This window comes from Aeromonas sp. (assembly GCF_050252055.1).
Taxonomy (GTDB): domain Bacteria; phylum Pseudomonadota; class Gammaproteobacteria; order Enterobacterales; family Aeromonadaceae; genus Aeromonas; species Aeromonas caviae.
On sequence record NZ_JBFWLQ010000007.1, the window covers coordinates 165,608 to 186,491 of the forward strand.

The following is a 20,884-nucleotide window of genomic DNA, read 5'->3' on the forward strand; positions in this document are numbered from 1 at the left end:
ACGGCCGGAAAAGAGAACGCCCCGATCATCGGGGCGTTTTGCAGGGTGTCACCGGGGCACCGCCGTTTATTCGGCGCTGCGGTCCAGCTCGCGCTCCAGCGCCGCCGCCTTCTGGCGGGCCGGATGGGTGTTGAGGCGCTGCCAGTAGGCCTGCAGATGCGGGAACTGGGCCAGCTGGCCGCTCTGGGCCAGCAGATCCACCAGGAAGGAGTTCAGGATGTCGGCGCCGGTGAGGCGATCGGCCACCAGGTAGCGGCGGTTTGCCAGCACCTCATCGAGATAACCCAGCACCTTGGCGCACTCGGCTTTGGCGTAGTCCGGCAGGAAGCGCATCGGGCTGCCATCCTTGCGCACGAACATGTCGAGCAGCAGCGGCAGAATGCCGGAGCTCTCGGCGAAGTGGAGCCACTGCAGATATTCGGCATAGTCGGGGCTATCTTGAGCCGGTGCCAGCCGTTGTGGGGCGTGGCGGGCAATCAGGTACTCTGTGATGGCACCGGATTCCGCCAGCACCCGCCCGTCAAACTCGATGACCGGCGACTTGCCGAGGGGGTGGATGGCTTTGAGCTCGGGCGGCGCCAGAAAGGTGGCGGCATCGCGCTGGTAGGCCTTGATCTGGTAGGGCAGGCCCAGCTCTTCAAGCAGCCAGATGATGCGCTGGGAGCGGGATTTGTTCAGGTGGTGCAGGACTATCATGAAAACCTCGACGCAGTGACGGAAGGCGGTGATACGCATCGCCCCGGCAGCAGGTTCACTTATGGATGAAAAAGAGCGGGCGTGGTGCCCGCTCCTTCGTCGATTGACTCAGGCCTCCAGCGCCTGATCCAGATCCGCCAGTATGTCCTCGATGGCTTCGATCCCCACCGACAGCCGGATCATCTCAGGTTTCACTCCAGCCTTGGCCTGCTCCTCTTCGCTCAACTGGCGATGGGTGGTGGAGGCGGGGTGGCAGGCCAGGGACTTGGCGTCGCCGATGTTGACCAGCCGCTTGAAGATCTTGAGGGCATCGTAGAAGCGCACACCCGCCTCGTAGCCGTCCTTCAGGCCGAAGGAGAGGATGGCCGAGGGGCGACCGGCCATGTACTTCTCCGCCAGCGGGTAGTGGGGGTGACCCGGCAGACCGGCGTAGCTGACCCAGGCCACCTTGGGGTGGTGCTTGAGGTGGTGGGCCACCCGCAGAGCGTTGTCCACGTGGCGCTCCATGCGCAGGCTCAGGGTTTCCAGCCCTTGCAGCAGCAGGAAGGCGTTCATCGGCGCCAGCGCCGCCCCGGTATTGCGCAGCGGCACGGTGCGCACCCGGCCGATGAAGGCCGCCGGGCCGAAGGCCTCGGTGTAGACCACCCCGTGATAAGAAGGCTCGGGTTGGGTCAGTTGGGGGAAGCGCTCGGCGTGATCCGCCCAGGGGAACTTGCCCGAGTCGACGATGACGCCCCCCAGGGAGTTGCCGTGGCCGCCGACATATTTGGTCAGGCTGTGCACCACGATGTCGGCGCCGTGTTCGATGGGTTTGCACAAGACCGGAGTGGCGACCGTGTTGTCGACGATGAGCGGTACGCCACGGGCGTGGGCCACCTTGGCGAAGGCCGCCAGATCGACGATGTTGCCGGCCGGGTTGCCGATGCTCTCGCAGTAAACCGCCTTGGTTTTGTCATCGATGAGGGCGGCGATGGCCTCGGCACTGTCATCCTTGGCGAAGCGCACCTCGACCCCGAAACTTGGCAGCATGTGGGCGAACAAGGTGTAGGTGCCGCCATAGAGTTGGGGGGTGGAGACGATGTTGTCACCGGCGGCGGTCAGCGCCTGGATGGCGTAGGTGATGGCGGCGGAACCTGCCGAGACCACCAGGGCGGCGATCCCCCCTTCAAGGGCGGCCATCCGCTGCTCCAGCACATCGTTGGTGGGGTTCATTATGCGGGTGTAGATGTTCCCCGGCACCGCCAGATTGAACAAGTCCGCCCCGTGCTGGGCGCTCTCGAACTCGTAGGCCACCGTCTGGTAGATGGGCACGGCAACGGCCTTGGTGGTGGGATCGCTGGAAAAGCCGTGGTGCAGGGCCAGGGTCGCATCTTTCATCACACACTCCTTGTTGGATGTCACCATTATGGATGGATAGACGTCCAATCTAGCAGTCCTGGCGCCGATGTAAACCACCCATTCCGGCAAAGCAATGCCGGGGGATGGGGGTGACCGGATGGCGTCGGTGACGGCAACCTCAGAGACGGCGGCGATACTCCTTGTCGTCTATCTGGTGCATATCCCACTGCATCAGGCGGTTGAGCTGCACCATGGGATCTTCGACCAGCGTCAGAGGGCGGGGCAGGATCCTCAGGAAGTAGCGACGGAGGGTTTGCTGGATCCGGTTCGGTTTGAGGGGGGTGGCATGGCTCATGATGGTGCTCCTGTGCTGTGGTTCTCACGTTCGCCAGCAGTATTGAGCTAAAATGCGGAAGTAAAAACTGATGACTTTCAGCCAATGGATTTCCTCTTTTATGCCTACTAGCCGCCTTTATCAGCAATTTCAACGGCTCGCCCAGCAACTTGGCTGCGACGAGCGGGAAATCAGCCTCGCCGAGGTGGCGGACCTGCTCTGCTGCACCCCCCGCAATGCCCGCCTGCTGCTGCGCCGCATGGAAGGGCAGGGCTGGCTGTGCTGGACGGCGGAGGCAGGGCGGGGGCGGCGCTCCCGCCTCACCCTGCTGGACAACCAGGAGAGCCTGACCCGGCGCCGATTGCGGGATCTGCTGAGTCAGGGCCAGCTGGCGCAGGCGGTGCGGCTGGCCGAAGATCGCCTGGATCTGCTCACCCCGCTGCTTATCGAGCAGCTCGGCCAGGCCACCCGGGAGGGGCGCCAGATCCTGCGGGTGCCCTACTACCGGCCCCTGCCGGGTCTGTTGCCCACCGCGCCCTTGCGTCGCTCCGAAATTCACCTGAGCCGCCAGATCTTCAACGGTCTGACCCGGCGAAACGAGGAAAATGGGGAAATAGAGGGGGATCTCGCCCACCACTGGGAGTGTCTGGCCCCCTGTCACTGGCGCTTCTATCTGCGCCCCGTGGTGCGCTTTCACCATGGCCGCGAACTGGTGGTGGAGGATGTGATGGAGAGCCTGCAGGCCTTGCGGGATCGCCCGCTGTTCGCCCATCTGGCACGGCTGGAGAACCGCTGGCCGCGCACCCTGGACATCCATCTCGACAGCCCGGATCCTCTGCTGCCGCACCTGCTGGCCGAGCCGGTGGCGGCCATCCTGCCGCGGGAGCTCAAGGGGGAGGCGAATTTCGCCCTGCAGCCGGTGGGCACCGGCCCCTATCGGGTGAGCGCCAACGACCCCCTGCACCTGTGCCTCGAAGCATTTGACGACTACTTCGGGCTGCGGGCCCTGCTCGACGAGATCGACATCTGGATGCTGCCGGAGCTGGCGGAACGGCTGGAGAGCCACGTGAGGCTTGGCAGCGACACCCCGGAGCTTGGCTCCATGCGCGGGGAGTCAGAACTGGAATCCGGTTGCTACTTCCTGCTGCAGGACGACAGATCGGCCCCCCTGCAGGACCCGGCCCTGCGCCAGTGGCTGACCCGGCTGCTCAACCCCATCGCCCTGATGGCCCGGGTGGCCCCCGAGCTGCAGCGGGGCTGGACCAGCGCATTGGGCCTCCTGCCCCACTGGCGCGAGAGCCTGCCTCTTCCCGCGCCCGGCCCGGTCAGCCTGCCAGCGCGGCTGGTACTGGCCTGCTTCAACCAGCATCTGGAGTTCAACGAGTGCGCCAGCGCCATGAGCAGCCTGCTGGCAGAGCAGGGGATCCAGCTCGAGGTGCGTACCCTGGACTACGGGCGCTGGGTGAGCGGGGAGGATGAAGATGTGGATCTCTGGTTCGGCACCCTCAACCTGGAGCATGAGCACGCCTTCGCCCCTTACGCCTGGCTTCAGGGCACCCCCTTGCTGCGCCGGGTGTGGGGCGGCCAGCAGGCCCTGTGGCAGGGATTGACGCAGTGGCGCGCCCATGGTGAAGAGCCCGGCCCCCGCGCCCTGCTGGCCGAGGTTCAGCGCCAGAGCTGGTTTGTGCCGCTGTTTCACCACTGGCTGGAGCTGGAGAGCCGGGTCGGCGTGCACGGCGTGCGCATGACGGCCCTCGGCTGGTTCGATTTTCGCTGCGCCTGGTTAAAGCCCGAGCAGGTGGCGCAGGAGCCGGAAACCGGCGGTGGCTCTCACCCCCAGGCAGGGACGCTTGAGTCGGGCGGGTTGGCGCGCTAGCCTGTGCGCGGTCCTACGACAAGGAGTCGACATCCATGCTGGAAATGCAGATCCAACCCCGTTTTCAAGAGACGGACGCCCTCGGCCACATCAACAACACGGTGCCGGCGGTCTGGTTTGAATCGGCCCGTGATCCCCTGTTTCGCCTCTTCTCGCCCGAGCTGGATGTGCATGACTGGCATCTGATCATCGCGGGCTACACGGTGCAATTCAAACGGGAGCTGTTCTATGGCCAGATGGTGTCGATCAAGACCGGCGTGCGGCGTATCGGTACCAGCTCCTTCACGCTCTGGCAGGAAGCCTGGCAGGGCGGCGAGCTGGCGGTGACCGCCGAGACGACCCTGATCCATTTTGACTACCGGACCCGGCAGTCCATCCCTTTGAGCGAGGCTCACCGGGAGGGACTGAGGGTCTGGCTGGTAGAGAGTTAATCCGGCCTTCGGGCCCACCACAGGACACTTATGCGCACAACCGCGATCGCCCTGAGCCTCGGCTTGGGACTGGGACTCTGCTCCCTGCCTTCATTTGCCGCCTCCCTGGCCGAGCAGTTCACCTTGATGGAGAAGGGGGCCGACAGCGCCCTCGATACCCGCTTGTTCAGCCACGATGGCGTTGACATCAAGGCCTGGGTCGACGGCACGCCCGTCATCATCGCCGTGCCCATCCTGAACGAGCAGGGCAAACAGGAAGGGGAGAGCCGTTACTACTTCAAGGGCGGCAAGCTGTTCGGGGTGAAGGAGCCCGCCGCCCAGTTCGCCTTCGATGACAGTGGCAAGCTGACCCAATGGCTGGACGACAAGGGGCAGCCTGCGGAGTTTGTCAGCAAGATGAGCATGCAGCAGCGGGAAGCCTGGCTGACCAGACGGGCGGCCGAGCTGGGCGGGTTGTTTGCACCGAGCACCGCCGAGGAGAAGGCTGACAAGGGGGGCGTCAAGCTCAAGGGGGCCGAGCTCGCCCAGTGGCTCTGCAATGGCAAGCTGATGGCGCTCGCCGGAGGTGACAAGGTGACCTTCGAGCCGGCCAAACTCAAGAGGAGTGCAGAGGGCATCAAGGGAGAGGTTTCCCTGCGCCAGGATAAGGGGTGGCAGGATCTCTGCCTCACCTGCGAGGTGCAGGGCAACCGGGTGACTCGCCTCACCTGGCAGCCGCTGCCGGGTGCCAACAAGCCGCAGTAAGGGCGGCAGCGTCAAAGAATGGGGGCCCACTTGCGGGCCCCTTTTTCATGCCGGTTACTGCTCGCCCAGGGTGAGCCGGGTGAGGGCCTCCACCCGTCGCCACTGACCGGGCTCGAACCAGCGTGCCAGGATCTCCGGCTGCTGGCTGACCCGGGCCTCGGCAGGCAGGGGCCTGATCTCTGCCAGATAGCCGGCCAGCTGCTGCTCGAACCCCTGCTGGCTCTCTGCCAGCTGGTGCAACCGGTCTGCCGCCTCCGGTCCCAACTGTTCGCGCAGTGCTGCGTCACGCCCGGCTGCGGGGAGTTGCTCCAGAGCCTGCAGATCGCCCAGCAGGCGGCTGTTGGCCTCCGCCTCCCGAAACCACTGGGGCTGCTCCGCCAGCCAGAGCTCCAGCTCGCTCGCCAGCAGCGACTTGTCGGCATCGCTGGCCTCCGCCAGCGCCTTGCGGCGCAGGGTCCACTGCTCCATCAGCCTGTCCTCGGCAAACAGCTGCTCCTGCTCGACCGGGGTGAAGCGCTGCCTGCGCAACTGTTCGCGCTCGTCGAACAGCTTCTGCAAGCTGGCCAGGCCCGGATCCGTCGGCACCGTCAGGCTGCCCTCGGCCGCGAGAAAGGCTTCATGGCGGGCCTGCAGCGAGGACTTATCCGACGGCGGTGCGGCCTGCCTGACCAGAGGGGAAGCGGGCCCGGCATGTTGCGGCGAAGGGGCGGTTGCGTCAGCGGAGGGCCAATACTGCCAGCCCCCCAGCAGCAGGGCCGCCGCCAGCGGAGCGGCCATCAGCCATGCCCTGTTCATAGTCCCAGCCTCTGCAGGCGGTTGGCGTGCTGGCGATAGAGGTTGACCGGGTTGGTCTCGAACAGGTGGCGAATGCCGAACGACTGGTTCACCTCGTCCAGATGGTTCATGCGGTAGTGGGTACCGATCACCTTGCCGAGGTGGCTGCTGCATACCCCGACCAGGCCGTCACTGGGCTCCTTGAAGAAGCTGCCGGTCAGCGCCAGCGCGGGATCTACCGGATCCAGGATGTTGGTCATGGTGCCGCGTCCGCTCCAGGAGAAGTAGTAGACCCCGTTGGCGGCCTGCATGGGCCCTTCGCCGCAATGCTGGCTCGGCAGCCCTTCCGGATAGCGCTGGTTGAAGCGTTGGGCGCCGGTGCTGGTGAGGGCGTCGAGGGCGGCGAGGGGATCCTGCGGCAGCTGGCTGCCCCCGGAGAGCAGCGAGATGACCCCGGACAGGGCCGAGGCGGCGGCCACCGCCAGACCTTCGGCCGCCGAGCCCGGCGTCACCTTGGCCCGCACCAGGTCGGCAATCTCAGAGCCATGGTTGACCCCGCCCACGCTGGTGGCGGAAGCGACCAGCTCGGGGGCGACCGAAGCGACGTAGCGAATGGTGGGGCCACCGTGAGAGTGGCCGATGAGGTTCACCTTCTCCGCCCCCGTGACGGCGAGCACCTGCTGCACCTGCTTGAGCAGCTGTTCACCGCGCAGCTCCGAGCTCTGGGTGGCGGAGACCTGGGCCACGTAAACCTTGGCGCCATCCCGGGTCAGGGCCTGGGGGATGCCGTAGAAGTAATCGACCCCGAGCAGCTTGTCGAAACCGAACAGACCGTGCACCAGCACTATGGGGTAGCGGGTCTGGGTATAACCGGCCCCCTGACCCAGCATGGGCAGGGCGCACAACAGCATCAATAGCCATCTTTTCATCTTCACCGTCCTTGTGAAAAAACCGGCTGCATTCTGGTCGTCACCGGGGCAGCCACCGGCCTCATGCCAGTACCGGCAGCATGGTGGCTGAACTCAGATGTATCTGTGGATGGGATCACTAAACCGGGGATTGCAGAAAAACCCTACCCATATGGGCAAAAAAGGCGGCACCAACTATTCCTTGTGTCTGCCCATCAAATAAGTTAAATAATAATTATTATCATTTGAGTGGTCGAGTCATGACGGGAACCTGGGTGAAGGGGTGGGTCGGTACCACCGGAGCGGACAGCAGCATGGCGCACTGGAAGGCGCAGACCCTGAGTGGCAACCGTCATTTCGATGCGGGGGAGTACGCCAGGGCGCTCGACTGCTATCAGCAGGCGCTGTGGCTTGCCCGCCAGCAGTTTGCCGACTGGCACGATGCCGACGAAGCGGTGGCGGCCCTGGTGGTGGCCCATCACAACCTGGCGGATCTGCTGGTGGCCATGACCCTGCCGGATCGGGCCGCCGACCTGCTGTGTCACATCCATGATTGCCTGCTGGCCACCAGCCAGTCCCCCACCAGTTCCGCTGCCCTGCGGGAGGCGGCTGTTCGCCACGCCCGCAGCACCCGTACCGAGCTGCTCGCCTTTCTGGGCAAACACGGTCATCACGACGGCATCCAGCGCAGCCTGGGTCAATGTCTGTGTCAGACCGGCTCTGCCCATCAACTGCATTGAGCCCAACAGGAGAGACAATGAACATGAGCCATACCCTGCCAGCCCTTCCTTACGCTTATGACGCGCTGGAACCCCATATCGATGCAAAGACCATGGAGATCCATCACAGCCGTCACCATCAGACCTACATCAACAACCTCAATGCCGCCCTGGCCGATCTGCCGGAGCTGGCTGCCCTGCCGCTGGAGGCATTGCTTGCCCGTATCGACAGCCTGCCGGCCCAGGTGCAGGGGGCGGTGCGCAATCACGGCGGCGGTCACGCCAACCACAGCCTGTTCTGGCAGGTGATGAGTCCGCAGGGCGGCGGCGAGCCGGACGGCGAGCTGGCCGCAGCGATCGAGCGGGATCTGGGTGGGCTGGAATCCTTCAGACAGGCCTTTACCCAGGCGGCGTTGAGCCGTTTTGGCAGCGGCTGGGCCTGGCTGGTGGTCGATGGGCGCGGCAAGTTGCAGGTGGTGAGCAGCGCGAACCAGGACAGCCCCCTGATGGAGGGGCTCACCCCCATACTCGGGCTGGATGTGTGGGAGCATGCCTACTACCTCAAGTACCAGAACAAGCGTCCCGACTACATAGCCGCGTTTTACAACGTGATCGACTGGGACGAGGTGGCACGGCGTTACGTGGCGGCGCTGGCCTGACGCCCCATTTCACCTGATGAAAGAGACCCGCCTGTTGGCGGGTCTCTGCTATTGAGGGGTCGGCGCGCTGCTGGCAGCCGGATTATCCACGGGCGTTGGCTCGCTCGGCACGGCTGCGCTGGTGGCTGGTGCACCGCTGGTTGCAGCCGCTGCACTGGTGGCGGTTGCAGCGCTCACGGCCGTTGCCTGCTTGGCCTTCGGCTGATGAGGGGGCGGTGCAATGGGCAGGCAGGGCTGGCTCGCCCCTATGGTGCTCAACGCCTGGCAGGGGACCGGGCCGCCGATGACGATGGGCTCGCCGAGGAACTTGGGCCCCTTGTCCAGCACGTAGAGGTCCAGCAGCCCCATCAGGCGGGCGAACACCTCGCGCACCCGGGTCTTGATGCCCTGATAGGCGCTGGGATCCACGGCGTTGAAGCCGACCGCCTCGATGCCGAAATGGCGGGCGATGAAGATGGCGCGCTCGTTGTGAAAGGCCTGGGAGACCACGGTGAAGTGGGCCTGACCGAACACCTCCTTGGCACGCACGATGGAGTCCAGAGTCCGAAACCCTGCGTAGTCGCTGTAGATGGCGCTGGCCGGAATGCCGGCCTGGATCAGGGCCCGCCGCATCTGGCGCGGTTCGTTGTACTGCACGGTGGCGTTGTCGCCGGAGACCAGGATGTAGTCCACCTTGCCGTTGTTGTAGAGCTCGGCGGCGGCCTTGATCCGGTATTTGAAGTAGTGGTTCGGGCTGCCGCCAATCAGGTATTTGGAGGTGCCGAGCACCAGGGCGACCCGGTTGTAGGGCACCGCATTGACGTCGTCGTAGGTGTAGTGACGGGCGTCCGAGACGGTCCACTCGCTGTAGCAAAGTAGGGCGGCGATGGAGGCCAGCAACAGGCAGAGGCAGGCGAGCAGGATCTTGGCAAACTTCTTCATGCGCGGTGCGGTTCGGGTCTGAAGTAAGAGAAGACAGGGGGCCATTCTATTACAAGTTGTTGTGGCGCGTCAGGTTTGATGGCGGCGCAGGGTCTCACTCGGGCAGAGGTTGTCGCAGCGCGCGCCAGGATCCCGGGCTTATCAAACGGCGCCATAAACAAGGGGCGGCCATGGCCGCCCCTTGTCATAGCCGTCTCGTCCTCAGTGGGAGGAGTCGTTGGCCTTGCACTCGTCGGAGTCCTTGTTGGCTTCCCACCAAGGCAGCAGCTCGCGGCCGAGCCACTGCTTGTAGGCCTCGCTGTCATTGGCAATCAGCTGGTCCAGCTCGGCTTCGAAGGCGCTCATGGCCTGCTCTCGAACCGGGCCTCGCAGGGCCTGGGCCATGGCCAGCCAGCTGGCACCGCGACCGGTCTCATTCAGGAAGCGGTGCACCGTGTAGGACCAGGAGTAGACCATCTCGCCGCCCTTGTCGTAATCCAGGTGCAGGATGTCGGCCAGGGCCGGACGATCGCTGGCTGGACGGCCGGTGACGTTGTCCAGACCGCGGGCGAAGCACTGGCCGTGGGCGATGAACTCCGCCAGCCCTTCCGACCACCAGGTGGTGCGGTTGAGCGGGTAGTGGCCGAAGCTGCCGTACTGGTTGAAGCGGCCGTCCAGGTAGTGCACGTACTCGTGGCGCAGGTTCCACACCTGGAACGCAGGGCGTTTCCACTCCGCCTCGTAGGCGAAGAAGCGGGCCTGGTTGCCGGGGCGAGCCGGATCCCCTTCGAGGTAGATGCCGCCGTTGTCGGTGGAGACGCCGCCGAACAGGGCACTGCCGTAGCGTTTCCAGTCGGCGGAGGAGTTGAAGACCACCAGTTCCAGCGCCTCGTTGTGATCGTCCGCCACCGGCTGCCAGCCGGTCTCCATCTGCTGGTGGAACTGCTGCTCTTCGGTACCCAGTTCACGGCAGATCCCCTCGGCCTGAGCCATGGTCAGATCCTGGGCCCGCAGGCGCAGGGTCGGCGAGCAGGTGTGCTCGAACGGCAGCACGTCCTCCACCCGGACAGGGGTGCAGAGCCCGGCGAAGTCACCGCTGATGCAGGCTTCGCTGGTGCGGTCCGTGTAGGTCAGGTAGTAGGTGGAGAGGGTCAGTGACATGTCTTCCAGCAGGTCCTGACTCTGCTGACCACCGGGGATCAGGTCGTGGTGGCGAACCAGTGCGATGACGGAGTCATCCAGCAGCTTGCGGTAGCCGTCGAGCTCGTCCGGGCGGGTATAGCGGGCGACCCGGTAGAGGCGGGTGTAGGCATCCAGCACGTTGTTGAGCAGGAACAGATCGGCACCATCCCTTCCTTGCCACAACGCGAGTTCGCTCATGCCGAGGGCGTGCAGCTGCTTGCGCAGCTCGCCATCCTGCTGGCGGAAGTCGTTGGCGAAGGGGTCGCTGTAGTCGCTGGCGAAGTCGAGGAAGTTGAGCAGATCGAACAGGCCGGTTGCCCAGGCGTGCTGACCGTTGATCTCGCTGACATGGCGGGTGCTGTAGGCCAGCATCTGGTTGAACTCGCCGAGCAGGGTGCCAAAACGGCTCTGCACTGCCGGGCTCTTGAACTGGCCGTGCAGGGCGATGCTCCAGGCACCCATGACGGCGCCTACTTCGTCGCTGGCCTGCTCCGGGAAGAGCAGCGGATGGGCACCCAGCGCGGTCAATGCCTCGGCCAGCGCCTCAGCGGCGGCCGGGCCGTCTTCCTTGTGCTTGCCGTAGTTGTGGTAGTTGTGGGCTCGCACGTATTCCAGCAGCAGCTTCATGGCCGGATGGGCCGGCTGATTGGCCGCCAGCAGGCTCTGGATGCCGCGCGACACGGCCAGCAGCTTGGTGTCATCGTGACCATAGTTCTCCTGCCAGACCGGTGCGGGCTGGCCACTGGCGTCCTGCACTATCTTGGCTGCGTCGGCGTCCAGCAGCTCGGTGCCCGGCAGATCCGGCTCGGAGCAGGCGCGGCCGTCGGCACGGCGACAGTCGAGCAGCTCTTCCTTGCTGGCCAGCACGATGGGGCGGTTGAGCACCCGGCTCTCCTGCCACTCGGTTGTCTCCGGCAGGGTCTGCCATTCGCTGCCCCCCACCGGGTATTGATAGCCGGTGTCCTTCAAGACCACCTGCACTTCGCTGCCAGCGGGCAGGGTTTGACGGCACACCCGGTAGCTGATGGTCTTGTCCCCTTCCTGACGCGTCTGGGGTTCATCGCACTCCTGCTGGGCCTTGATCTCGTCCAGCAACCAGGTGTACTGGCGCCAGACGTGCAGCTCGCTCACCTGCTTGGCGGCCTGGCTGCCCGCGATGGGCTGCAGGCGGAAGAAGATCTGCTCGAGGCGACCATCCCGTTCATTGGGGGTCTCTTCCAGCACCTTCAATTGCTGCCAGTTTTGCGGCTGGTACTGCCATGCCTGCTCGGCGCAGCGACCTTCGGCGTTGAGCTCACAGCGATCCAGCTCCTGCTCGCTGTGACCCAGGATGACCCGCTCAGCCAACGGCAGACGATCCTGACGCGGCGCGGTCGGGGTGCCCGCCAGCGGCTCCCAGCGGCCCTGCTTCATGCCGTAGCCATAGTCATAGCTGCTGGCCGGGACGGCCTTGCCGGCCGGTACCACCTCTTCACAGCTGAGGTAGCGGATCTGCCAGCCCTGCTCGATCTTGAGTTGCGGCTCGTCGCACTGCTGCTCTGCCAGCGCAGCCAGGTTGGCATCGCGCCAGTCGAAGCGGCGATACACCCTCAACTGCTGATAAGGGGCGTCGCCGCTGCGGGCGCTCAGTTCAAAGGTCACTTCGGTGAGACGATCCCCCAGCTGACGGCTGGATTCACCGTTGAGTTGATACTGTTGCCAGTCGGAGGGGGAGTAGTTGGCCAGCGCCGAAGTGGCGAGCAGGCCTGGGGCTGCCAGGAGCAGCAGCCGGGGAGAGAGAGGCTTCATCATGATCCCTTTGGTGGATGGAGAGGCGTGGGGACCAGAGAGGTTATTGGGCTCCAAAGGAATATCAATTGGCCAGATGGCGCAGCGAAATGATGCATTCGGGAGCAAACAACATAAAAACAGCCCCAAAGGGGGCTGTGTTGATAGCAAGGACTCCGCCCCATATGGGGGAGGCGTCACTCCTCTTGTCGCAAGCTGCGGGCGAGCAGGGTGCGGGAGGGTTTCAGATTGCCGCCGAGATCCGGCCAGGGATGCCACTGGTCCGGCACCATGAAGCCGGGTAACGACAGCCTGATCCAGGCGGCCAGCTCGGCAGGGGGGACTGGTTCGCCGTGCCAGTCGATGAAGGCGGCGGGCCTATGCCCCCACTCGTCGCTCGGCACCGGCACCACCAGGGCCTGGGCCACGGCGGGGTGATCCACCAGCCGCTGCTCTATGGTCTCGGGCTGGATGTTCTCCCCTCCCGAGATGAAGAGGTTGTCGAGCCGCCCCTCCACCACCAGATCGCCCCCCGGAGTGAGGCGGCCCTTGTCCCGGGTATGGAACCAGCCCTCTTCATCGAGGGGGCGCACCAGCTCGCCCTCCCTGAAATAGCCGGCAAACAGGGTCTCACCGCGCACGCAGATCTCCCCCTGGCGGATGCAGAGCTCCCGCCCCGGCAGCGGGCGACCCACCACGCCGGCGGCGCAGGGTTGCCCGGTGCAGACCTGGCTGCCCATCTCGGAGAGGCCATAGCTCACCTTGGGCTCCAGCCCCAGAGCGGTCAGCCGGTTGACCAGGGGGGCCGGGATGGCTGCGCCCCCGAGCAGCAGCTCTCGCACCCGGGTGCGGGATGGGTCGAACCCCTGTGCCAGCAGGCGCCAGAGCTGGGTCGGCACCAGCGAGAGGTGGGTGATGGGTTGATCCTCGAGCCGCGCCTTGAGGGGCCGGGTGCGATCGTCCAGCACCAGGGCGGCTCCCGCCAGGAAGACCCGGAACAAGATAGCGTAACCGCCGACGTGAAACAGTGGCAGGGAGAGCAGCCAGCCACAGGCTTCGTCCAGGGGGATCAGGGTGGCGGAACCCCGGGCCGAAGCGAGGTGGTTGGCGAGGCGGTGTACCACCGCCTTGGGGGTACCGCTGGATCCCGAGGTTAGGATCATGTTGTTCGGCTGGTCGGGTACCAGCGGGGACTCCCCATCTGCGGCCAGCTCGCCCGTGAAGTCGGGGCTGAGGGCTTGCCAGTCGCCCGCCGGGATCTCGCCTGCCGACCAGAATGCCCGGGCCTCGAGCTGGCTCGCCAGTTCGCTGTGTCTGGTTGCCGGAAAGGCGGGATTGAGGGGGCAGAAGACGATGCCGCTGCGCACGCAGGCCCAGGCCAGCAACACATCCTCCAGGGCGCCGCGCACCACGGCGGCGAGATGATCTCCCCGTTCCAGCCCGGCCCGGGCGAGCTGATTGCACAGGCTGTTGAGGCGCAGGTCAAGGCGCTGGTAGCTAAGAGGCTCCCCGCTGTGGATGGCAATGCGATGAGGGGCCAGTGCCGCCCAGCGTCGTACCGGGCAGGTTTCCTGCCGTGGGATCTGACGGGTCACCATGGGTCAGTCACGGTGAAACAGGGGGGCCATCCTGCTCGGATCGGGTTGCCCCTGCTTGTCCAGCAGATCCCTGGCCAGCCAGCGGCGGGTATCGAGGCCAGGGGCCTGATCCGGCGCCCACTCCCCTGCGAGGCGGGCGAGCTGGCCGAGGCCGAGACCGGACTCGAAACAGGAGGAGACGATCACCTTGAGCTTAAGTTCGCGAGCGCGGGCCACCAGGGCCTCGCTGTTGGCGAGGGCGCCGAGCAGGGTCGGCTTGAGCACCAGGGCGCGCAGTTGCGGGATGGGCTCCCAGGGCTTGCCCTGGGCCAGCAGTTCATCCAGCGCCACCGGCATGCCGGTGCGGCTGGCGACGAAGGCGATGTCCTCGAAGTCGGCGCACAGATCTTCGAGGTATTCGATGCGATTCGGATCCAGGTGGCCGCAGAAGGCCCAGGCCTCCTCGCGGGTCCAGCCCTGGTTGGCGTCCAGAACCAGTTTGAGATTGGGGCGCCGATCGAGCAGCAGCCGGATCAGCGCCAGCTCGTCGCGCATGGGGTAGCGGGCTACCTTCAGCTTGGCCTTGAGGGGGGTCTCGTGCAACCACTGTTTCCAGTTCTTGAGCAGCTCCTGGGGGGAGCCCTGGATCAGCGGATAGGGCTCGGGCAGGGGGGCACCCTGCTCGGGCCAGCTACGACGGGCGCAGTCGAGCCCGAACTGCACCGAGGGCAGCTGTGGTGTCGGGGTCTGTCCCCGCGCCAGCTGCGCCAGACAGTCGAGGGCCTCGGCCTGGGCGTCGGCCAGGGTCTCTTTGGAAAATCCTGGCAGGGGGGCTATCTCCCCCCAGCCATCGTCGATGCGTACCAGCAGGCCCTCGCGCGCTACCTGCAACTGACCGTGAAAGGCCAGGGGCTGGGTAAAGGGTAGTTGGTAGCGGTAGAGGGCGAGTGTCATCAGGGATTCCGCTTGTATTTGGAGAAGTCGGGACGGCGTTTCTCGTTGAATGCATTGCGCCCTTCCTGACCCTCTTCGGTCATGTAGAACAGCATGGTGGCATTGCCTGCCAGCTCCTGCAAACCGGCCTGGCCGTCGCAGTCGGCGTTGAGGGCCGCCTTCAGGCAGCGCAGGGCCATGGGGCTGTGTTGCAGCATCTCGCGGCACCAGCGCACGGTTTCACGCTCCAGCTCGGCCAGGGGCACGACGGTGTTGACCAGCCCCATGTCGAGGGCCTGTTTGGCGTCGTAGAGGCGGCAGAGGAACCAGATCTCCCGAGCCTTCTTCTGGCCGACGATGCGGGCCATGTAGGAGGCGCCCCAGCCGCCGTCGAAGGAGCCCACCTTGGGGCCGGTCTGGCCGAACTGGGCGTTGTCGGCGGCGATGGTCAGGTCGCACATCATGTGCAGCACGTGGCCGCCACCGACGGCATAGCCGGCCACCATGGCCACCACGGGTTTGGGGCAGGTACGGATGTCACGCTGGAAGTCGAGCACGTTGAGGTGATGGGTGCCTTCATCGTCCTTGTAGCCACCGTAGTCGCCGCGGATCTTCTGGTCGCCGCCGGCGCAGAAGGCCTTCTCGCCGAAGCCGGTGAGGATGATGGAGCCGACCTTGTCGTCGTAGCGGGCATCGGCCAGGGCTTGCAGCATCTCTTTCACGGTACGGGGGCGGAAGGCGTTGCGCACCTGGGGACGGTTGATGGTGATCTTGGCAATGCCCTCTGGGGACTTGTGATAGAGGATGTCCTCGTAACCGGCGGAGCAGTCGTGCCACTCGACAGGGGCATAGAGCTCGGCTTCCGTCATTGCTTCAATCATGGATCTTCTCTTCTGGTTGGTGAGCCCACTCCCGCAGGAGCCGGGCAAAGGTATCGGGCTGGCTTGTGTGCAGATTGTGTCCGCCATCCAGAGCCAAGTGTTTGATATTGCAGCCTTGCTTTACCAACTGGCAAGCGAGGGCATGGAATTTGTGATCCCGGTTGCCTGAGATCCACTGCACCGGCAGCCGGGTATCCCGAAGCCAGGGGGCGAGATCCGGCTGCCGCCCCAGGGACGTGGCCCTCAGCATGGCGGCCACGGCCTTGCCGTCGTTGCCAAGGCGGCGTGCGGCCTGGCGGGTGCGGGCATCGTCGTCCAGGTCGGCGAAGACGCCCTGGCGGTACCAGTCGGCAAGCACCCAGGTCAGGGGCTCGCACTCGAAACGCCGGGCCCAGGCTTCATCGTGAGCGATGCGGGCCGGACGTTCACCGGCAGGCAGCCCGGGGTGGCAGTTCTCCAGCAGCAGGGCCTGCAACCCCGCCGGGGTGTGGCTGGCGTGATGAAGCGCGAGCCGCCCCCCCAGCGAATACCCCACCAGCCGGTAGTGGGCGATATCCCGTGCGGCCAGCTCGGCGCAGAGCCAGCGATGGGCCTCGTCAAAGCCGCTCACCCGCAGTGCCCGGTTGCGGCCGTGGCCCGGCAGATCCAGGGCATGGCACGGGACGCCGGGCAGGGCCTGGATGACAGGTCGCCAGTCGTCGGCGTCCCCCAGCAGGCCGTGCAGCAGCACCAGTGGTACGGCGGGATCAGAGACCACGGATAGCGGCTCCCAGTGCCTTGAGATCCTCGGCGACTTCACTGCTCGGTACCTTGATTTCAATCAGGGTTACCCCGTTTTTCAGGGCTGCGGCATAGTCCTGCTCAAATGCGTCGAGGGTGGTGGGGGCCCGGTAGTGCAGGCCGAACATGGCGGCGGCGTGCTCGAAGTGCAGGCCGTGGGGCAGGCAGTAGTAGGTCTCCAGCAGGGCGTCCTGGGTGGGCACAGGCAGCATGCGGAAGATGCTGCCGCCGTCGTTGTTGAGCAGGATCACCACCAGGGGGCGGCTCCCCTTGCCGAGCAGCGCCAGGCTGTTGAGGTCGTGCAGGGCGCTGAGATCCCCGAGCAGCAGGGTGGTGGGCTCGCGACTGTCAGGCGGGACCGACTGTGCGAAGCCGTATGCGGTGGCGATAAGGCCATCGATGCCGGAGGCGCCGCGGTTGGTCATCACCCGGCTGGGGCCCTTGCCCACCTCGCCCAGCATGTCCATCAGCCGGGCCGGCATGCTGTTGCCGACGAACAACTGACCCTGGATGAGCTGATTCAGGCGGTGGCACACCCCGAGCTCCGAGAAGCGATCACAGGCGGTGCGGATCTGCTGGCTGATAGCCTGCTGGCGCGCGGCCAACTGGTGCCAGGGCTGCTGCGAATGGGGGATTGGATGGGTAGCCGCAAAGGCGGCGGGGTCGCACACCAGGCGACGGCGCAGCCGGTAGTCGGGGTCGAGGCGTGCCGGCTGCGGGTCCACCAGCCAGTAATCCTGCCAGGGGTGTTGTTTGATGAACTGGCCGAGGCGCTTGGAGATGAGGCGGGCGCCGAATTGCAGCAGTACCTCGGCGCGGGCCAGCTCGGCCACGAAGTCGCTGTGTTGCAGGGCGAGATCCGTGTGGACGAGGTTGCGATCATCGAAGCGGATCTGGCTTTGCAGATCTGCCAGCAGGGGCCAGCCGAGGCGGTCGGCCAGCTCGGCCACCGCCTTGCCTTGCACCGGATCCTGGATGCGTCCGGCGACGATGACACCGCGCTTGCCCTTCAGCTCCTCCCAGTCCGGCTGGGCGGGGCAGCCCGGCTCGCCCGCCAGCCAGGGGCTCCAGGGCTTGGCCGAGTGCAGCCAGTCGCCGAGAGGCGCCAGGTAGTCGGCAAAGTCCAGATAGTGGTCGCCGGGGTAGAGGGGCTCGGGGTACATGCAGTTGAAGTGCACCGGCCCCGGGGTGTGCGCCTGTCGGGCCAGGGCCTGATCCACCGAGCTCAGCACGAAGGCCGCCGGAATGGCGGGAGTGGGGCTCGGCAGATTTTGCTGATAGACGGGGTAGCGACCGAAGATCCCCGGCTGATCGATGGCCTGGTTGGCCCCGTTGTCGATGAGCTCGGGTGGCCTGTCGGCAGAGAGAATGATGAGCGGTACCCCGGTGAGCTGGGCTTCCGCCACCGCGGGCCAGAGGTTGGCCACCGCGGTGCCCGAGGTCATGATGACCGCCACCGGGCGGCCGCTCCCCTTGGCCAGCCCCAGCGCCATGAAGCCCAGACCCCGCTCGTCGAAGTGCAGGTGGCGGCGAAAGCCCGGGTGGGCTGCGGCGGCCATGGTGAGCGGCGCCGAGCGGGAGCCGGAGGCCAGGGCGATGTCGCGTACGCCGAGGCGAAAGAGCTCTTCCAGCAAGAGGGAGGACCAGACATGGTTGAAGGTGGCGTGATGGCTGGCAAAGGCGTGATGCGCGGACACGTGGCTGGCGGACATGAAGCTCTCGCAGTGAGGAGTCGGTAAGAAACGCTATCCCAGCAGGGAGAGCACGTTGGCGATCTTGTTGTCGAGTTCGGCCCACTCGGCGGCGGGCTCCGATCCCGCCACTATGCCGGCACCGGCGAACAGGCTGATGCGCGGGCCCCTGATCCGGGCGCTGCGAATGGCGACGGAGAACTCCGAGGTCTCCCGGCTCAGCATGCCACAGGCACCGGCATACCAGCCGCGATCATGGGGCTCGCATTCACGGATGAAGGCGAGCGCCGCCTCGCGGGGGGCGCCCCCCACGGCGGGGGTGGGGTGCAGGGCAGCCAGCAGTTGCCAGTCGCAGACGCCGGGTTTGAGCTCGGCCTCGATGTCGCACTTGAGGTGTTGCAGCAGCCGCAATTTCAGAATGCGCGGCTCTGTCAGGGTGGCATCGGTCGTGAGGGGGGCCAGGCGGCTGAGAATGTCGGCGTGAACCAGCCGGTTCTCCAGCCGGTTCTTGCTGTCGGCCAGCAGCTCGGCGGCCAGGGCCGCGTCGGTCGCCTCATCCCCGGAACGGCGAATGGTGCCTGCCAGCGCCTCGGTAAAGAGGTGGCCCTTCTCCCGGCGGTAGAGGCGCTCGGGGGAGCAGGAGATGAAGCTCTGCTCGGGGGAGAACTGGAAGCCGAAGTGGAAGCACTCCTGGGCGTGGCGAGCCCACTGTGTCAGCAGGGACCAGGGGCAGAGTGGCGCATCGTGCGCCTCGCTCTGGAGCAGGCTCTCCCGGGACAGTACCACCTTGGGGGTGCGGGCCTGGAAGTCGGGGGCCGTGACCTGCTCCACCAGGGTCTGCCACTGGGCAGGGCCCGGCAGGTCCTGGCGCTGCCATGGCCGCTTTTGCAGGGCGGGCAGGGGGGCCTCGGGTTGCAGGGCATCGAGCGCCGCCTCGGCGGCGCAGAGTTCGGCTTCGAATGCGTGACCCTCTTCCCGGGCAGGCAGCCAGAGATTGAGGCAGAGGCTGGTGCACTCCCCCCGGCGTACCAGTTCGATGCGGGGCAGCACGAAGCGGCAGGGGCCAAAACCCTGCCAGCCGGGCAGATCCGGGTCGAACGCCAGACCGCCGTAGTAGCGAGGGCTGTCTTCACTGGCCGTGCCGGCAAGGTCGCAGACCCGCTGGATATCCTCCGGCCGGGTCAGTTCGTGGATGGCGCCAAGCGCCACGTACTCCGGGCTCTGTTGCCCTCTGGCGTGCCAATAGATGCGGGGGTAGAGCGTCTGGGCCGCCAACCAGCCGGGAAAGACGTCGACGTGAGCGGCCACGCGCAGTCGCACGAAACCGCTGACAGTGCTGTGACGCAGGGCGTCCAGTTGTTGCTTGAGGTGGGTCTGAGCCAACATGGATGTCTAGTCTGAGCCGGATAATCGCGATCGCTCCGGGGGAGGATGGCGCAGGTTGATGCCAAAGGGCGACGATTTCCTATATATTATCTGCCCATTCGTCCATGTAAATTGCCCGGGGGAGCCGACGCCCCCGCGCAGCCAAGTATACCTAAATCCGGTTCGATAACCCTTAACACGATCAATATCTGATTGTTTGGCCATCACAATATGACAAATACCTTCTCTGTTTGGTTGCTGGCGGCGCGTTTGCGAACACTGCCCCTGGCGTGCTCCTCCATCTTGCTGGGCTCGGGGCTGGCAGCCAGCCGGGGAGCGTTCGACGGCACCATCATGGGACTCTCCCTGCTGACCGCCATCCTGCTGCAAATTCTCTCCAATCTGGCCAACGACTATGGCGATGCGGTCTCCGGTGCCGACAACGGGGAGCGGATCGGTCCCCAGCGCGCCGTGGTTTCCGGCCTCATCACCCGGCACCAGATGTGTGTGGCCATGGGGCTGACCGCCCTGGCGGCCGTGGTGAGCGGCCTCTCCCTGCTGGTCTGTGCCTTCGGGGAGGCGTGGCAGCAGATCCTGACGTTCATCCTGCTGGGGGGAGCGGCCATCGTCGCGGCCATCACCTACACGGTGGGCAAGAGCCCCTACGGCTATCGCGGCTTCGGGGACATCTCGGTATTCCTGTTCTTCGGCCTGCTGGGGGTGCTCGGTTCCTACTACCTCTTCACCCATCGCCTGGAGTGGGACCTGTTGCTGCCTGCCACCGCCTGCGGCCTGCTGGCGACTGCCGTGCTCAACATCAACAACGTGCGGGACATCGAGACCGATGCCGCCAGCGGCAAGATCACCCTGGCGGTACGCCTTGGCCGCAACCGGGCCATCGCCTATCACTGGGTCTTGCTGGGGGCGGCGCTGCTGGCGACCATCGCCTTCCTGCTGACCCAGCCTGCGAGCCTCTGGCCCTGGATCTTCCTGCCCGCCATGAAGCCCCTCACCGATGCCGCCCGTACCCTGCGAGAGAGTTTCGATGGCGAGGTGCTGACCGGCGCCCTCAAGAAGACCGCCATCAGCGCATTTCTGTTCAGCCTGCTGCTCTCCGCCGGGCTGGCGCTCACCTGAGGCCGACGCGTTTGGCAATGAAAAGGGCTCCCGAACGGGAGCCCTTTTTGTTGATGTGTCGATGCGTTGTTGTTCATCAGACCGATGTGATGAGCGCCAGGGGAGGAGCCTGCCGCCAGGCGAAGGATGATGCCAGGTGATGCAGACGACGAGGGCCCCCGACAGGGAGCCCTCGTGTGCATGAGGCGGGCT

General features: G+C 65.7%; 19 protein-coding genes. 6 read left to right on the forward strand and 13 right to left on the reverse strand.

Going from position 1 to position 20,884, the window contains the following annotated elements; translation table 11 throughout:
• Positions 1-66 precede the first annotated feature (66 nt).
• From AB7E19_RS14180 to AB7E19_RS14190, 3 genes are all read right to left on the reverse strand, one after another.
• Positions 67-696, reverse strand: a complete 630-nt coding sequence (locus tag AB7E19_RS14180; protein WP_322131317.1) for a glutathione S-transferase family protein — start codon at positions 694-696, stop codon at positions 67-69.
• Positions 697-804: 108 nt separating this feature from the next.
• A complete protein-coding gene (locus AB7E19_RS14185; protein WP_322131316.1) occupies positions 805-2,073 on the reverse strand; it encodes an O-acetylhomoserine aminocarboxypropyltransferase/cysteine synthase in 1,269 nt (422 codons plus the stop codon).
• A gap of 139 nt (positions 2,074-2,212) precedes the next feature.
• Positions 2,213-2,389: a hypothetical protein gene (locus tag AB7E19_RS14190; protein ID WP_129146620.1), complete on the reverse strand. Its 177-nt coding sequence runs from the start codon at positions 2,387-2,389 to the stop codon at positions 2,213-2,215.
• A 100-nt stretch (positions 2,390-2,489) separates the two neighbouring features.
• On the opposite strand from AB7E19_RS14190, the gene sgrR reads away from it, so the two are divergent.
• The 3 genes from sgrR to AB7E19_RS14205 are packed head-to-tail and all read left to right on the forward strand — an operon-like array spanning position 2,490 to position 5,419.
• A complete protein-coding gene (sgrR, locus tag AB7E19_RS14195) occupies positions 2,490-4,244 on the forward strand; it encodes an HTH-type transcriptional regulator SgrR (protein WP_322131315.1) in 1,755 nt (584 codons plus the stop codon).
• A 35-nt stretch (positions 4,245-4,279) separates the two neighbouring features.
• Positions 4,280-4,675 carry an acyl-CoA thioesterase gene (locus AB7E19_RS14200; protein WP_010672731.1) on the forward strand — a complete coding sequence of 132 codons (396 nt, stop codon included), beginning with the start codon at positions 4,280-4,282 and terminating at the stop codon, positions 4,673-4,675.
• 30 nt (positions 4,676-4,705) lie between these two features.
• Positions 4,706-5,419, forward strand: coding sequence for a hypothetical protein (locus AB7E19_RS14205; RefSeq protein ID WP_045523067.1), 714 nt, complete (start codon positions 4,706-4,708; stop codon positions 5,417-5,419).
• Positions 5,420-5,473: 54 nt separating this feature from the next.
• Here AB7E19_RS14205 and AB7E19_RS14210 read toward each other — a convergent pair whose 3' ends face one another.
• Both AB7E19_RS14210 and AB7E19_RS14215 read right to left on the reverse strand, forming a co-directional pair.
• A complete protein-coding gene (locus AB7E19_RS14210) occupies positions 5,474-6,214 on the reverse strand; it encodes a lipase secretion chaperone (protein WP_045523069.1) in 741 nt (246 codons plus the stop codon).
• Entirely contained in the window at positions 6,211-7,122 is a 912-nt protein-coding gene (locus AB7E19_RS14215; RefSeq protein ID WP_045523070.1) for a lipase family alpha/beta hydrolase, read from the reverse strand. Before AB7E19_RS14215 ends, AB7E19_RS14210 begins: the two co-directional genes overlap by 4 nt.
• Before the next feature lie 293 nt (positions 7,123-7,415).
• Here AB7E19_RS14215 and AB7E19_RS14220 point away from each other — a divergent pair, with 293 nt between their 5' ends.
• Complete coding sequence (locus AB7E19_RS14220) at positions 7,416-7,841, forward strand: hypothetical protein (RefSeq protein WP_029313599.1); 426 nt, start codon at positions 7,416-7,418, stop codon at positions 7,839-7,841.
• A gap of 23 nt (positions 7,842-7,864) precedes the next feature.
• On the forward strand, positions 7,865-8,479 hold the full coding sequence (locus AB7E19_RS14225) for a superoxide dismutase (protein ID WP_042880836.1): 615 nt from the start codon (positions 7,865-7,867) through the stop codon (positions 8,477-8,479).
• 48 nt (positions 8,480-8,527) lie between these two features.
• Here the strand turns inward: AB7E19_RS14225 and AB7E19_RS14230 are convergent, their stop codons facing one another.
• The 8 genes from AB7E19_RS14230 to AB7E19_RS14265 all read right to left on the reverse strand — a co-directional run bounded on the left by AB7E19_RS14230 (position 8,528) and on the right by AB7E19_RS14265 (position 19,576).
• Positions 8,528-9,445, reverse strand: a complete 918-nt coding sequence (locus AB7E19_RS14230; protein WP_322131314.1) for a SanA/YdcF family protein — start codon at positions 9,443-9,445, stop codon at positions 8,528-8,530.
• 156 nt (positions 9,446-9,601) lie between these two features.
• The gene (locus AB7E19_RS14235) at positions 9,602-12,349 is read right to left on the reverse strand and encodes a collagenase (RefSeq protein ID WP_322131313.1); all 2,748 of its coding nucleotides are present in this window, start codon (positions 12,347-12,349) and stop codon (positions 9,602-9,604) included.
• A gap of 176 nt (positions 12,350-12,525) precedes the next feature.
• Positions 12,526-13,926, reverse strand: coding sequence for an AMP-binding protein (locus AB7E19_RS14240; protein WP_322131312.1), 1,401 nt, complete (start codon positions 13,924-13,926; stop codon positions 12,526-12,528).
• Positions 13,927-13,929: 3 nt separating this feature from the next.
• Positions 13,930-14,859: an o-succinylbenzoate synthase gene (gene menC, locus AB7E19_RS14245; RefSeq protein WP_103858691.1), complete on the reverse strand. Its 930-nt coding sequence runs from the start codon at positions 14,857-14,859 to the stop codon at positions 13,930-13,932.
• The gene (gene menB / locus AB7E19_RS14250; RefSeq protein ID WP_039039779.1) at positions 14,859-15,719 is read right to left on the reverse strand and encodes a 1,4-dihydroxy-2-naphthoyl-CoA synthase; all 861 of its coding nucleotides are present in this window, start codon (positions 15,717-15,719) and stop codon (positions 14,859-14,861) included. The genes menC and menB overlap by 1 nt, the downstream gene beginning before the upstream one ends.
• The gene (menH, locus tag AB7E19_RS14255; protein WP_043154011.1) at positions 15,712-16,476 is read right to left on the reverse strand and encodes a 2-succinyl-6-hydroxy-2,4-cyclohexadiene-1-carboxylate synthase; all 765 of its coding nucleotides are present in this window, start codon (positions 16,474-16,476) and stop codon (positions 15,712-15,714) included. Before menH ends, menB begins: the two co-directional genes overlap by 8 nt.
• Positions 16,466-18,211 carry a 2-succinyl-5-enolpyruvyl-6-hydroxy-3-cyclohexene-1-carboxylic-acid synthase gene (gene menD / locus AB7E19_RS14260; protein WP_263308783.1) on the reverse strand — a complete coding sequence of 582 codons (1,746 nt, stop codon included), beginning with the start codon at positions 18,209-18,211 and terminating at the stop codon, positions 16,466-16,468. Before menD ends, menH begins: the two co-directional genes overlap by 11 nt.
• A 33-nt stretch (positions 18,212-18,244) precedes the next feature.
• A complete protein-coding gene (locus AB7E19_RS14265) occupies positions 18,245-19,576 on the reverse strand; it encodes an isochorismate synthase (protein WP_043154006.1) in 1,332 nt (443 codons plus the stop codon).
• Positions 19,577-19,786: 210 nt separating this feature from the next.
• Here AB7E19_RS14265 and AB7E19_RS14270 point away from each other — a divergent pair, with 210 nt between their 5' ends.
• Positions 19,787-20,692 carry a 1,4-dihydroxy-2-naphthoate polyprenyltransferase gene (locus AB7E19_RS14270; RefSeq protein WP_039039775.1) on the forward strand — a complete coding sequence of 302 codons (906 nt, stop codon included), beginning with the start codon at positions 19,787-19,789 and terminating at the stop codon, positions 20,690-20,692.
• Positions 20,693-20,884 lie beyond the last annotated feature (192 nt).